Source organism: Streptomyces sp. Mut1, assembly GCF_030719295.1.
In the GTDB taxonomy this organism is placed as follows: domain Bacteria; phylum Actinomycetota; class Actinomycetes; order Streptomycetales; family Streptomycetaceae; genus Streptomyces; species Streptomyces castrisilvae.
In genome coordinates, this window is record NZ_CP120997.1 from 5,604,744 (window position 1) to 5,618,246 (window position 13,503).

Here is a 13,503-nt window from a genome sequence, read left to right on the forward strand (position 1 = left end):
GTGGGTATCGGCGACATCATCAGCGACCTCACGCCGGACGCGGTCGAGGACGTGATCGAGGACGGCGTCGAGTGGGTGGGCGACCGGGTCGAGGACGCGGGGAACTGGACGGCCGACCGGCTGGACGACGTCGGCTGGGATTCCGGTGCGGACTGGGTGCGTGAGCAGTCCCGTTCGGTCGCCAACCGGCTGGGCGCCGAGGTCGATGAGATGGACCTCGGGCAGACCGAGGACAAGACCAAGCTGATCTACGGCAGCCCCAGCAAGATCAATGCCACGGTGACGAAGCTCCGGGCGTTCCAGTCGGCGTTCGACGGCACCGGGGACGGGCTCAAGGGGCTGAACTCCGGTGAGCTCAAGGGCGAGACGGCGAACGCGCTGCGTACGGCGGTGAGCACCCAGCCGCCGAAATGGTACGCGGCCGCCGACGCCACGACCAAGGCGCTGGGGGCGCTCGACTCGTTCGCGGACACCGTGACCTGGGCGCAGGGTCAGGCGCAGACGGCGATCGACAAGTGGAAGGAGGGTGTCAAGGCGTCCGAGGACGCCGCGGACGCCCACCGCAAGAAGGTCGACGCCTACAACAGTGCCGTCGACCGCTACAACGCCCAGCCCGCCGACAAGCGCGATCCGTCCTCGCTGCCGCCGAGGCCCGCCTCGACGTTCACCGACCCGGGCAAGAAGCTGATGCAGGAGGCGCAGGAGCTGCTCGCCGCCGCCCGTGAGCAGCGCAACACGGCGGCGCGGACCGCGCGTACGGCGGTGCAGGCCGCCCGGGACATGGCGCCGGAGAAGCCCTCGTACGCGGAGCAGGTGCGGGACGGGTTCGAGGAGTCCCAGGTCATGGGGATGCACTTGGACGGCGGGATCATCAAGGCGTCGGCGGGCATTGTCAACTTCGTCCGTGGCATCAACCCGATGGACCCGTACAACCTGACGCATCCGGCCGAGTACGTCACCTCGCTCAACAGCCTGGCCGCCGGTCTGGTGGTCGCCGCGAACGACCCGGTCGGCACCGGCAGCCAGATGGTCAAGGACTTCATGAAGGACCCGGCCGAGGGCGTCGGCCGGCTGATCCCCGACCTCGCGCTGACCGTCGCCACGGGTGGTGGCGGCGCCGCGGTGAAGGGCCTGCGCGTCGTCGACGAGGCGTCCGACATCGCCCGGCTGCGCAGGCTGGCGGACGACGCCCCGGAGGGCACTCACACCCGCAAGCCCGGCGAGCGCGTCACCGACGACACCGACCCGGTCGACCTGGCCTCGGGCCGGATGTTCCTGCCGCAGACCGACGTCGTGATCCCCGGCATCCTGCCGTTGCTGTTCACCCGCCGCACCGAGTCCGGCCTGACCGCCGGCCGCTTCCTGGGCCCGTCCTGGACCTCCACCGTCGACGAACGCCTCCAGATCGACTCCATCGGCGTCCTCCACGTCACCGCCGACGGCCTCCTGATCCGCTACCCGCACCCGGCCCCCGGCGCGCCCGTCCGGCCGGAGTCGGGACGGGCCCGCACGCTGCTGGCCCGCGACGCGAACGGCGACTACACGGTCACCGACACGGACAGCGGCCTGGTCCTCGACTTCGACGGCCCGCGCGGCGCGGAGCCCGGGGGCGACGGCGTGGCCTGGCTCGGCGAGGTCACCGACCGCAACGGCCACCGGATCACCGTCGACCGCGACGAGGACGGGCTGCCGCTGGCTCTGGTCCACTCCGCGGGCCGTCGGCTCGGCCTGACGACCGCCGACGGCCGGATCACCGCCCTGTCCCTGACGGGCGCGGGCGAGGACGGCGCGGACCTGCCCCTGATGAGCTACGGCTACGAGGACGGCGACCTCACCACCGTCACCAAGCCGTCCGGCGCCACGACCACCTTCGTCTACGACGACCGCCGCCGCGTCATCGCCTGGATCGACTCGAACAACAGCCGCTACGACTACGTCTACGACGACCAGGACCGCGTCGTCGCGGAGGGCGGCGAGGCCGGGCACGTACAGATCACCCTGGCCTACACCGACCCGGACCCCGAGACCGGCCACCGCACCACCACGCTCACCACCGCCGACGGCCACATCACCCGCCACGTCTTCGGTCCCGGCTGCCTCCCCCTCGCGGTCACCGACCCGCTCGGCCACACCACCCGCTTCACCCACGACCCGCACGGCAACCTGCACTCCCGCACCGACCCGCTGGGCCATCGCACCGCCTTCGCGTACGACGAGGACGCCCGGCTCGTCGCCACCACCGCCCCGGACGGCGCCGAACTGCGCACCGTCCGCGACGCGTCCGGCCTGCCCGTGGAGATCATCGGCCCGGACGGCAACCGGGTGCTCCAGGAGTTCGACGAACGCGGCAACCGCACCGCGGTCACCGACCCGGCCGGCGCGACCACCCGCTACCTCTACGACGACGCCGGCCGGCTCATCTCCGTCACCGACGCCCTCGGCGCCACCACCCAGGTCGAGTGCGACGCGGCCGGCCTGACCGTGCGGGTGACCGGCCCCGGCGGCGCCGTCACCCGCACCGAGCGGGACGCCCTCGGCCGACCGGTCCGCATCACCGGCCCGGCCGGCGGCGTCACCCGCCTGGAGTGGCACCCCGACGGGCAGCTCGTCCGCCGCACGGCACCGGACGGCACCACCGAGTCATGGACGTACGACGGCGAGGGCAACGCCCTCACGCACACCGACGCGTTGGGTGGCGTCTCCCGCTTCGAGTACACCCACTTCGACCTCCTCGCCGCCCGCACCGGACCGGAGGGCGCCCGCTACGAGTTCGAGCACGACCGCGCACTGCGCCTCACCCGCGTCACCAACCCGCAGGGGCTGGCCTGGAGTTACGTGTACGACGCGGCGGGCCGCATGGTTGCCGAGACCGACTTCGACGGCCGCACCCTCACTTACGAGACGGACGCGGCGGGCAGGCTCACCGCCCGCACCGACGCCCTGGGCGGGACCATCGCGTACGAACGCGACCCGCTCGGCCAGGTCCTCCGCAAGGACGTCGACGGCCGGGTGACGACGTACGCCTACGACCGGGCGGGGCGCCTCCTCGAAGCGGTGGGCCCGGAGAGCGAGATCCGCTACCAGTACGACCGCATGGGCCGGACCAAGGCGGAACTGGTGGACGGCCGCCCGGTCTCCTTCTCGTACGACGTCCTGGGCCGCCGCACCCGGCGCACCACCCCCACCGGCCACGCCACCTCGTACGCCTACGGCCCCGACAGCCGGCCCCTGAGCCTCGACAGCGGCGGCCACCGCATCGACTTCACCCACGACGACGCCGGGCGCGAACTCACCCGCGCCTACGACGACGCGCTGACCATGACCTCCGCCTGGGACGAGGCCGGACGCCTCACCGCCCAGCACATCGACGCCGGGACCCGGGCCGTCAACAGCCGCGCCTACACCTACCGCGCCGACGGCCACCTGATATCCGTCGCCGACCGGAAGTCCGGCACCCGCACCTTCGACCTCGACGCGGCAGGCCGTGTCACCGCCGTCCACGCCCAGAACTGGACCGAGCGCTACGCCTACGACGACGCCGGCAACCAGACCTCCGCCACCTGGCCCTCCTCCCACCCCGGCACCGAGGCCACCGGCTCCCGCGCCTACACCGGCACCACCCTCACCCGTGCCGGAGACGTCCGCTTCGAGTACGACGCCCTCGGCCGGGTCACCCTGCGCCGCAAGACCCGGCTCTCCCGCAAGCCCGACACCTGGCGCTACACCTGGGACACCGAGAACCGCCTCACCTCCGTCACCACCCCCGACGGCACCCGCTGGCGCTACCGCTACGACCCGATCGGCCGCCGCACCGCCAAACAACGCCTGACCGCCGACGGAAACGTGGCCGAGGAGACCCGCTTCACCTGGGACGGGCTCACCCTCTGCGAGCAGACCACCCACCAGCCCGACGACCCGAACACGGTCGCCCTCACCTGGGACCACCGCGGCCTGGCCCCGCTGTCCCAGACCGAACGCATCCTCACCGCCGACGACCGCCAGACGGAGATCGACCGCCGCTTCTTCGCCATCGCCACCGACCTCGTCGGCACCCCCACCGAACTCATCGACGAGACCGGCCACACCGCCTGGCGCGCCCGCGCCACCCTCTGGGGCACCACCGCCTGGCCCCGCACCAGCACCACGTACACCCCCCTCCGCTTCCCCGGCCAGTACTACGACCCGGAATCCGGCCTCCACTACAACGTCTTCCGCCACTACGACCCGGCGACCGGCCGTTATGTCTCCCCCGACCCGCTGGGGCTGGCGCCGGCACCCAACCCCGTCACGTACGTGGACAACCCGCACCGGTGGACGGACCGCCTGGGGCTGGCGCCGGACTACGAGCACGGGTCCGGGCCGTCGTCCGACCCGGCCGAACTGGCATCCAAGGTCGATGCGGGTGATCTGAAGATGACGCAGACGGTGGCGAATCACTTCGATGACGTCACCAAGGACGGCAGAGTGGCGCGGCCGTACATGCGTTCCACACAGGTCGTCAGCGAAATCATGGAAGGAAGCGCGCCGAAGCTGGACCCGCGAGGGGCTGCTGGGGCGGTCAGGTGGGACACTCCAGGTGCCCTGAACGGGAAAGCCGGCACCTGGGAATTGGTTGTCGACACCAACACCAACACCATCCTGCACTTCAATTTCGTTAGGTAAGAAATGGCGCACGAATTCACCGTTGAAGCAGCGAACCCACTGGAAGGTACGCTTCGCTACTCCGAGTCGGACCGAGGGTTCAGCTTCCAGCCGCGGAGCCTTGACGACCTGGCCAGGCTGGAAGGGGGCGGGGGACGAACCAGTCTCGTCGCCGACACCCTTCAGCTGGAGGTGGCGGTGGACAGCGGTCGCGCCCTCTATGTGTGGGGTTACCTGCCGAAGGAATCGTGGCAGCGGGAGGAATTGGAACTGCCGGTCTCCGAGAGTGGTGCCGTGACAGTGGAACTGGACGACCCCCCGCTTGAGGAGCATATTTCTGTATCGATCGATCGATCGGACTGGGATGTTCTGTTCGATGAGACTTCGGGATTGGTCCGAGTCGTACGGGATCGACGGGTTCCCGAGAAGCTGGTAGAGATCGCCGATGGCGTTCATATCGGTCTGAACGGTACGGAATTCATCTCGTTCTGGCTCTCCCCGGAGTTCGTTGAGTAGAACCACCCGGGGCCGCCTTGCTGAGGAGCGTCGAGTGTTCACGCCGGAGTTCGTGAGGGGGTGGTGCGAGCTGTCCCCATTGGTCGCCGTGCAGCGGAAAGGATTTCAGGCTGACATGCACCGAGAGTTCCTCACCCCCGACGAAGAGCGAGAGATGCCCGACTCGACCCTCGCCGCCAAGTGCCTCAGTTGGGCCATCGACAGCGCGGACAGCCGGCAGATCAACGAAGCCACCCGCGACTTCGTCGAGAAGCTCACCTTCGCGACGGCCGACGAGATTCTCACCATGCTTCGAGAGCTCCTGGCCGAGGACTGGATGGCGCTGCCGCCCTGGGCGCGGAATCTCGCCTACCGCCTGGCCTGCCTGCAACGTCCCGATGACCCGCGACTGCTCCGGGAAGCGGCCGCCGACCTGCTCTGCTTCGGACCCGACTGGGACGCGTTCGCCGAGGAACTCAAGGAACGCGCGGCGGAACTGGAACAGTGACTGTCCCGCAGAGATCCCAGGAACTGCCCGTCGGGTGAGCAGAATCGGCCCTGACAGCGCTGCAAGAAGCGAACGCGCTGGTCAGGGCCTGTTCGGTCAGCACTCGATGATGTTCACCGCGAGCCCGCCCCGCGCCGTCTCCTTGTACTTGACGGACATGTCCGCCCCGGTCTCCTTCATGGTCTTGATGACCTTGTCGAGGGAGACCTTGTGGCTGCCGTCGCCGCGCAGCGCCATCTTCGCCGCGGTGACGGCCTTGACCGCGGCCATGCCGTTGCGCTCGATGCACGGGATCTGGACGAGGCCGCCGACCGGGTCGCAGGTCAGGCCCAGGTTGTGCTCCATGCCGATCTCGGCGGCGTTCTCCACCTGCTCGGGGGAGCCGCCCAGGACCTCCGCGAGGGCGCCGGCGGCCATGGAGCAGGCGGAGCCGACCTCGCCCTGGCAGCCGACCTCGGCGCCGGAGATGGAGGCGTTCTCCTTGAACAGCATGCCGATCGCGCCGGCCGCCAGCAGGAAGCGGACGATGCCGTCCTCCTTCTCGGCCTCCGTGCAGCCGCCCGCGGCGAAGTTCATCCAGTAGTGCAGGACGGCCGGGATGATGCCGGCCGCGCCGTTCGTCGGGGCGGTGACGACGCGGCCGCCCGCCGCGTTCTCCTCGTTGACCGCCATCGCGTAGAGGGTGATCCACTCCATGGCGTGCGCCTGGGGGTCGCCCTCCGCGCGCAGCTGGCGGGCGGTCTTCGCGGCGCGGCGGTGGACCTTGAGGCCGCCGGGCAGGATGCCCTCCCGGGACATGCCCCGGGACACGCACGCCTGCATGGCGCGCCAGATGTCCAGGAGGCCGGAGCGGATCTCGTCCTCGGTGCGCCAGGCGCGCTCGTTCTCCAGCATGAGCGAGGAGATCGACAGGCCGGTCTCGCGGGCGAGGCGCAGCAGTTCGTCACCGGTGCGGAAGGGGTGCTTCAGGACCGTGTCGTCGGGCACGATCCGGTCCTCGCCCACGGCGTCCTCGTCCACGACGAAGCCGCCGCCGACCGAGTAGTACGTCTTCTCCAGGAGCGGGGCGCCCTCGGCGTCGTACGCGAAGACGGTCATGCCGTTGGCGTGGTACGGGAGCGCCTTGCGGCGGTGCAGGACCAGCTGCTCGTCCGCGTCGAAGTCGATCTCGTGCATTCCGAGGAGGCTGAGCCGGCCGGTGGAGCGGATCGCCTCGACCCGGGCGTCGGCCGTCTCGACGTCGACCGTACGGGGGGACTCGCCCTCCAGGCCGAGCAGGACCGCCTTGGGGGTGCCGTGGCCGTGGCCGGTGGCGCCGAGGGAGCCGAACAGCTCGGCGCGGACCGAGGCGGTGTGGGCGAGCAGGCCCTCGTTCTTCAGCCGGCGCGCGAACATACGGGCCGCGCGCATGGGGCCGACCGTATGGGAGCTGGACGGGCCGATGCCGATCGAGAACAGGTCGAAGACCGAGATGGCCACGGGTGACTCCTAAGGATGTGGTAGACGCCGTTGTCTGCCGGGTGGTGCGGTACGGGCCGGATCGCGGCTCGAAGAGCGGGGGCATGGGATGGGGCACCGCGCTCACTGTTCAGTGTGCGTGGTGCCCCTCCCGGACACGCAAATGTGCTGGTCCGGCTAGTTCAGACCGGGGTACAGCGGGAACTTCTCGGCGAGCTTCGCGACCCGGGCCTTCAGGTCGTCCGCGTCGTAGGACGGCTTGAGGGCGGAGGCGATGATCTCCGCGACCTCGGTGAAGTCCTCCGTCTGGAAACCGCGGGTGGCCAGGGCCGGGGTGCCGATCCGCAGGCCCGAGGTGACCATCGGCGGCCGCGGGTCGTTCGGGATGGCGTTCCGGTTGACCGTGATGCCCAGCTCGTGCAGCCGGTCCTCGGCCTGCTGGCCGTCCAGCTCGGAGTTGCGCAGGTCGACCAGGACCAGGTGCACGTCCGTGCCGCCGGACAGCACGGAGACGCCCACCTCGGTGACGTCGGGCTGCACCAGGCGCTCGGCCAGGATGCGGGCGCCGTCCAGGGTGCGCTGCTGGCGCTCCTTGAACTCCTCGCCCGCCGCGACCTTGAACGAGACCGCCTTGGCCGCGATCACGTGCTCCAGCGGGCCGCCCTGCTGACCCGGGAAGACCGCCGAGTTGATCTTCTTGGCGAGCTCCTGGGTGGAGAGGATCACCCCGCCGCGCGGACCGCCGAGGGTCTTGTGCGTGGTGGTGGTGACGACGTGGGCGTGCGGCACCGGGTTGGGGTGCAGGCCCGCGGCGACCAGACCGGCGAAGTGCGCCATGTCGACCATCAGGTACGCGCCGACCTCGTCCGCGATGCGGCGGAAGGCGGCGAAGTCCAGCTGGCGCGGGTAGGCGGACCAGCCGGCGACGATCAGCCGCGGCTTGGACTCCTTGGCGAGGCGCTCGACCTCGGCCATGTCCACGACACCGGCGTCGTCCACGTGGTACGGGACCACGTTGTAGAGCTTGCCGGAGAAGTTGATCTTCATGCCGTGGGTCAGGTGACCGCCGTGCGCCAGGTTCAGGCCCATGATGGTGTCACCCGGCTTGAGCAGCGCGAACATCGCGGCGGCGTTGGCCTGCGCACCGGAGTGCGGCTGGACGTTCGCGGCCTCGGCGCCGAAGAGCGCCTTGATGCGGTCGATCGCGATCTGCTCGACCACGTCGACGTGCTCGCAGCCGCCGTAGTAGCGGCGGCCGGGGTAGCCCTCGGCGTACTTGTTGGTCAGGACGGAGCCCTGCGCCTCCATGACGGCGACGGGAGCGAAGTTCTCCGAGGCGATCATTTCGAGCGTGGACTGCTGGCGGAGGAGCTCGGCGTCGACGGCGGCGGCGACGTCCGGGTCCAGCTCGTGGAGGGAGGAGTTGAGAAGCGACATCAGGTGGTCCCTTGGGGTCTTTAGTTGCCGGAGAACTCGGTGTACTCGTCGGCGGAGAGCAGGTCCTTCGGCTCCTCCGCGACGCGTACCTTGAACAGCCAGCCGCCTTCGAACGGAGCGGAGTTCACCAGCGACGGGTCGTCCACGACGTCCTGGTTGGAGGCCGTGACCTCACCGGTCACCGGCGAGTACAGGTCGCTGACCGACTTGGTCGACTCCAGCTCGCCGCAGGTCTCGCCCGCGGTCACCGTGTCACCGACCTCGGGGAGCTGGGCGAAGACGACGTCACCGAGCGCGTTGGCCGCGTGCTCCGTGATGCCGACCGTGGCCACGCCGTCCTCGACGGCCGACAGCCACTCGTGCTCCTTGCTGTACCGCAGCTGCTGGGGGTTGCTCATGACCTGAATTCTCCTGTACGCGGGGGAGTGCTGATGAACGTGGTCTTACGGTGTGAGACGGGACTGCGTCACGTCGGGCGGCGCCCGGTGCGCGTCCTACGGTTCTACTTCTGGCGCTTGTAGAACGGGAGCGCCACGACCTCGTACGGCTCGTGGGTGCCCCGGATGTCCACGGCGACACCCGTGGTGCCCGGCGCGGCGTGCGCGGCGTCGACGTACGCCATGGCGATCGGCTTGCCCAGGGTGGGCGACGGGGCGCCCGAGGTGACCTCGCCGACGACCTGGCCGTCCGCGACGACCTGGAATCCGGCGCGCGGCACCCGGCGGCCCTCGGCGACCAGGCCGACGAGCTTGCGGGGCGGGGCGGTCTCGGCGCGCTCGGCGGCGGCCTCCAGCGCCTTGCGGCCGACGAAGTCGCCCTCCTTCTCGAACTTCACGATCCGGCCGAGCCCGGCGTCGAACGGGGTCAGCGAGGTCGTCAGCTCGTGCCCGTACAGCGGCATGCCCGCCTCCAGGCGCAGCGTGTCGCGGCAGGAGAGCCCGCACGGGATCAGACCGCGCGAGGCACCGGCCCCGGTGAGCGCCTTCCACAGCTCCTCGGCCTGGGCGGGGGCGACGAACAGCTCGAAGCCGTCCTCGCCGGTGTAGCCCGTCCGGGCGATCAGCGCGGGCACCCCGGCGACCGTGCCGGGCAGCCCGGCGTAGTACTTCAGGCCGTCCAGGTCCGCGTCGGTCACGGAGGCGAGGATCGCGGCGGACTCGGGGCCCTGGACGGCGAGCAGCGCGTACGCGTCACGGTCGTCGCGCACCTCGGCGTCGAAGCCGGCGGCGCGCTCGGTGATCGTGTCGAGGACGAGCTGCGCGTTGCCGGCGTTGGCGACGACCATGTACTCCTCCTCTTGGAGGCGGTACACGATCAGGTCGTCCAGGATGCCGCCGTCCTCGGCGCAGATCATCGTGTAGCGGGCCCGGCCCACCGAGACGGTGCCGATGTTGCCCACCAGCGCGTGGTTCAGCAGCGCCACGGCCCCGGGACCGGTGACCGTGATCTCGCCCATGTGGGAGAGGTCGAAGAGGCCGGCCCTCGTCCGCACGGCGTTGTGCTCGTCGCGCTCACTGGCGTAGCGCAGCGGCATGTCCCAGCCCGCGAAGTCGGTCATCGTGGCGCCCAGCGAGCGATGCAGGGCATCGAGGGCGGTGAGGCGAGGGGTGGTGCTCATGGACGGGGCTCCCAGGGCATGACGACGAGGACGATCCTCCCCATCTGTCATCGGAACCTGAGAGGTTCGCCGAGAGACCCCACAGGGGTTCGGTTCGGCTTGCACCTTGGGTGGAGCCGCTGGGCGGCCCGCTTTTCAGATCTGCCTCATCCACGCGGTACGGGGCCTGAGAGATTCAAGGGAGGATCTTGCTCCTTCGGCGCCCGGCACGGTGACCGGAACTCTCCCGCGCGGATTCAAGCGGCCTGTATGCAGTTGGCGGGGTCATCATCGCACGCGTCCGGGGTGAACGGGGCGCCGGGACCGATGCCGTTTCCCGATGCCTTCCGGCGGGTCGCGCGGTTGTGTCGCATTACCTTTTCTTTACACTTCCGGGGTAGGTACCGGCCGTGCACGCGTCGGCCGTTCGGCAGGGGGAGGCGATGACGTTGCGGTACGCGACGACCGCAGGGCTCACGGACGACGCGCTGCCCGCGCAGCCGGGCCCGCACGCCCGCCGCGCGGCGGCGTTACGCGCACCCGTCGTCCGGGATCTGCGCGGCCGGGCCGGGCGCGGCCCGCGCGGCCTGCGCTTCGCCGCCGGGGACATCGTGGTGGTCTCCGGACTGCCCGGCAGCGGCAAGTCCACGCTGATCGCCCGCGCCGCCCCGGACCGCGCCGTCGACTCCCAGGACACCCGGGACCGCTGGGCGGCCCGGCTGCCCCGCGCGGTGCCCTACCTCCTCTACCGCCCGCTCGTCCGCCTCGCCCACTACTGGGGCCTGCGCCGGGTGCTGCGCTCGGGGGCCTCCGCCGTGGTGCACGACTGCGGCACCCAGGCCTGGGTCCGCGCCCGGCTCGCCCGCCACGCCCGCCGGCGCGGCCGCGCCCTGCACCTGATCCTGCTCGACGTCACCCCGCGGACCGCCCGCGAGGGGCAGCGCGCGCGGGGACGCGGCGTCTCCGGATACGCCTTCGCCCGGCACCGCAGAGCGGTGGGCCGGCTGCTGCGGGACACCGGGGCCGGTCTGCTGCCGCGCGGCTGCGCCTCCGCCGTGCTGCTGGACCGCGAAGCGGCCCGGCTCCTGACGCGGATCACGTTCGCACCTGCACAGAGCGACGGCTGAGCACGGACCGTCCAAAGGCCGGACAGTAGCCACCCGGCGGGGGGTACGGGGCGGCGCGCCCCGGCACAGGCCCTAACCTCGTGCTGCACGGCATCGGGGTGAGAGAGGGAACCAGTGGACATTCCGGCACAGGCGGGGAGCCAGCCGCAGGGCGGATGGCCGGCCAATGAACTCGAAGAGGTCCTGGGCGCCTCGCTCGGCGTCCCGGAGGCGGGCGGCCGCCTCGTGGAGGTGCTCGGGCGCAGCAGCGTCTGGGTGCCCCTGCCGAGCGGCGGCGGGCCCGAATCCCGCGACCTCGACCTGCCCACGCTGGAGATCGACGGCGCCGCGTACGTCCCCGTGTTCAGCTCCGAGCAGCAGTTCCTCGCCTGCGTCGGCGCGCACATGTCGTTCGCCGTGGCCCCGGCCCGCGACTTCGCCCGCGGTCTGCCCCCGCAGCTCGGCATCGCGGTGAACCCGGGCGGCGCCGTCGGCATGCCACTGCCTCCACCCGCGGTCGCCGAACTCTGCAGGTCCGGACGAACCCCGCTCGACGGCCCGGCCGGCGGCGGCAGGGTCCGGCTGTACGAGCCGGACTGGAAGGAGGAGCCCGTCGACTTCCTGGCCGCGGCGGCCGGCGAGTTCGAGGAGAGCGGCGTCGTGCGCACCGCCCGCCGGGCTCTGGCCAGCATCGAGGGCGGCGACCCCGTCCTCTTCGTCGGCGTCGAGTTCTCCACCTGGGAGGGCGCCGGGCAGAGCGCCCCCATGGACGCGCTGGGCCGGGCGCTGGGCCGCGTCGAGGTGCCCTGGCCGGTCAACCTCGTGCTGCTCGACGTGGCGCAGGACCCGGTCGCCGACTGGATGCTCGAACGGGTGCGGCCCTTCTACACCCGCGCCGGAGCGCCGGAGCCCGGCGCCTTCACGGGATGAGCGAGGGCACGCGGCCCGCGCCGTCAAGCCGGTGACAGTGCGGCCGCATAAGCTGGTTTGATGGCTGAAGGCCGATGTCCGGTGGCCGAAGGCAGGCGACACGGCACCGCGCCGTACCCGAGTGCCCCGGGACGGCAGGCCGAAACAGAGGATCTACGAGGGGCGGGACCCAGGGTGAGTGCGTCAGGCACCGCGGCGGCGGGCCAGTTGGAGCACATGCTGCGCCAAGTCACGCCCGGCCGCTACGACGCGTACGAGGCACTGCTCCAGGCCCTGGCGGCCGGCCGGGTCTGGATGCTCCTCTGGCACGGCCGCCCCGGCGCCCCCGACGCCCAGTACGGCAACATGGAGATCGACGGCCTCGGCTACGCCCCCTGCGTCACCTCCGGCCAGGAGCTGTCCGCCAGCGGCTGGAACCGGGACCACGAGGTCGTCGGCGGCCTCGACATCGCCCGCACCCTCTACCCCGACCACTGGGGCATCTGGCTCAACCCGCACGCGCCCGGCGGCGGCGTCGGCATCCCCTGGCTGGACCTGCGCCGCATCGCCACCGGCCTCGACCGGATGCCCGCGGGGCCGCTGCGGATCAGCGAGCCCGCCGTCGAGATCCCGCAGTTCTACGCCCAGCTCGCGCAGAACGCCCACCACACCCCCGCGATCCGCTCGCTGCGCCGCGCCTGGGTGCAGCCCGCGCTCGGCGTCCCGTACCTCGCCATCGGCCTCGACCTGTACGACACGAGCCGGCCGTCCGTCGACGCGGTGCGCGCGATGATGCGGCAGTCGGTCGGCGCCGTCCCGGACGGGCTGCCCGTCTCCACGGTCGCCATGTCCGACGAGTACGACCCGGTCACGATGTGGCTGCGCGCCAACGCCCGGCCGTTCTACGACCGCGAGTCGCACGCCGCGCCCGGCTACGGATACCCCCAGGCCCCGGGCCCGGCCCCGCACGCCTACTGAGCGGACCCTCCGCCCCGTCACCACCCCCGCCCCCGCCCCGCCATGAGCGGACAAAGGCGGCCGCGACCGGACAAGTCACGTCCGGGCCCGCCCAAATAGCCACCCCATCACGCCTGTTGGGCGTCATGTCCGTTCTGGTGGATTAGCGGCCGAGTGGTCCGCTCACTCGGCAGGACTGTCCGGATAACGGAAGCCCGCTGACCGCATCACGGTTGAGCAAACATTCCCCGTCAGGTCTGGCGGGTGATCACGACGGCATTGAAGACTCCCCGCTAGGGCCTGCCCGGCGGATCCTCGCGGGCCCACGACGCCTGGCACGCACTCTCGCCGCACGCCCGAATCACCCAAGTACGTCCAGTACGAGGGCGATCCGG

10 protein-coding genes and 1 riboswitch are annotated in these 13,503 nt (G+C 71.3%); of the genes, 6 read left to right on the top strand and 4 right to left on the bottom strand.

What is annotated here, in order from left to right; translation table 11 throughout:
• From P8A18_RS24510 to P8A18_RS24520, 3 genes are all read left to right on the top strand, one after another.
• Entirely contained in the window at positions 1 to 4,662 is a 4,662-nt protein-coding gene (locus tag P8A18_RS24510) for a putative T7SS-secreted protein (protein ID WP_306057664.1), read from the top strand.
• A gap of 3 nt (positions 4,663 to 4,665) precedes the next feature.
• The gene (locus P8A18_RS24515; protein WP_306057665.1) at positions 4,666 to 5,157 is read left to right on the top strand and encodes a hypothetical protein; all 492 of its coding nucleotides are present in this window, start codon (positions 4,666 to 4,668) and stop codon (positions 5,155 to 5,157) included.
• Between the two features lie 115 nt (positions 5,158 to 5,272).
• Positions 5,273 to 5,644, top strand: a complete 372-nt coding sequence (locus P8A18_RS24520; RefSeq protein ID WP_306057666.1) for a hypothetical protein — start codon at positions 5,273 to 5,275, stop codon at positions 5,642 to 5,644.
• Positions 5,645 to 5,740: 96 nt separating this feature from the next.
• On the opposite strand, the gene P8A18_RS24525 is transcribed toward P8A18_RS24520, so the two are convergent.
• The 4 genes from P8A18_RS24525 to gcvT all read right to left on the bottom strand — a co-directional run bounded on the left by P8A18_RS24525 (position 5,741) and on the right by gcvT (position 10,157).
• Positions 5,741 to 7,123 (bottom strand): L-serine ammonia-lyase, encoded by a 1,383-nt coding sequence (locus P8A18_RS24525; protein ID WP_306057668.1) that lies wholly within the window; start codon positions 7,121 to 7,123, stop codon positions 5,741 to 5,743.
• Positions 7,124 to 7,279: 156 nt separating this feature from the next.
• Complete coding sequence (gene glyA, locus P8A18_RS24530; RefSeq protein WP_306057669.1) at positions 7,280 to 8,539, bottom strand: serine hydroxymethyltransferase; 1,260 nt, start codon at positions 8,537 to 8,539, stop codon at positions 7,280 to 7,282.
• 20 nt (positions 8,540 to 8,559) lie between these two features.
• On the bottom strand, positions 8,560 to 8,937 hold the full coding sequence (gene gcvH, locus P8A18_RS24535) for a glycine cleavage system protein GcvH (protein WP_306057672.1): 378 nt from the start codon (positions 8,935 to 8,937) through the stop codon (positions 8,560 to 8,562).
• A gap of 104 nt (positions 8,938 to 9,041) precedes the next feature.
• The gene (gene gcvT / locus P8A18_RS24540; protein WP_306057673.1) at positions 9,042 to 10,157 is read right to left on the bottom strand and encodes a glycine cleavage system aminomethyltransferase GcvT; all 1,116 of its coding nucleotides are present in this window, start codon (positions 10,155 to 10,157) and stop codon (positions 9,042 to 9,044) included.
• Between the two features lie 145 nt (positions 10,158 to 10,302).
• Positions 10,303 to 10,396, bottom strand: a riboswitch (glycine riboswitch).
• Between the two features lie 183 nt (positions 10,397 to 10,579).
• Between gcvT and P8A18_RS24545 the strand changes: the two genes are divergently transcribed.
• The 3 genes from P8A18_RS24545 to P8A18_RS24555 all read left to right on the top strand — a co-directional run bounded on the left by P8A18_RS24545 (position 10,580) and on the right by P8A18_RS24555 (position 13,129).
• Positions 10,580 to 11,263 carry an AAA family ATPase gene (locus tag P8A18_RS24545; protein WP_306057675.1) on the top strand — a complete coding sequence of 228 codons (684 nt, stop codon included), beginning with the start codon at positions 10,580 to 10,582 and terminating at the stop codon, positions 11,261 to 11,263.
• A 114-nt stretch (positions 11,264 to 11,377) separates the two neighbouring features.
• Positions 11,378 to 12,172, top strand: a complete 795-nt coding sequence (locus P8A18_RS24550) for an enhanced serine sensitivity protein SseB (RefSeq protein ID WP_306057677.1) — start codon at positions 11,378 to 11,380, stop codon at positions 12,170 to 12,172.
• A 174-nt stretch (positions 12,173 to 12,346) separates the two neighbouring features.
• On the top strand, positions 12,347 to 13,129 hold the full coding sequence (locus P8A18_RS24555; protein ID WP_306057678.1) for an enhanced serine sensitivity protein SseB C-terminal domain-containing protein: 783 nt from the start codon (positions 12,347 to 12,349) through the stop codon (positions 13,127 to 13,129).
• The last annotated feature ends 374 nt before the right edge of the window (positions 13,130 to 13,503 follow it).

Coding starts and splice junctions, on each gene's coding strand:
- P8A18_RS24515 (WP_306057665.1), top strand. CDS start 4,666: ATGGCGCACGAATTCACCGTTGAAGCAGCGAACCCACTGGAAGGTACG.
- P8A18_RS24520 (WP_306057666.1), top strand. CDS start 5,273: ATGCACCGAGAGTTCCTCACCCCCGACGAAGAGCGAGAGATGCCCGAC.
- glyA (WP_306057669.1), bottom strand. CDS start 8,539: ATGTCGCTTCTCAACTCCTCCCTCCACGAGCTGGACCCGGACGTCGCC.
- gcvH (WP_306057672.1), bottom strand. CDS start 8,937: ATGAGCAACCCCCAGCAGCTGCGGTACAGCAAGGAGCACGAGTGGCTG.
- gcvT (WP_306057673.1), bottom strand. CDS start 10,157: ATGAGCACCACCCCTCGCCTCACCGCCCTCGATGCCCTGCATCGCTCG.
- P8A18_RS24545 (WP_306057675.1), top strand. CDS start 10,580: ATGACGTTGCGGTACGCGACGACCGCAGGGCTCACGGACGACGCGCTG.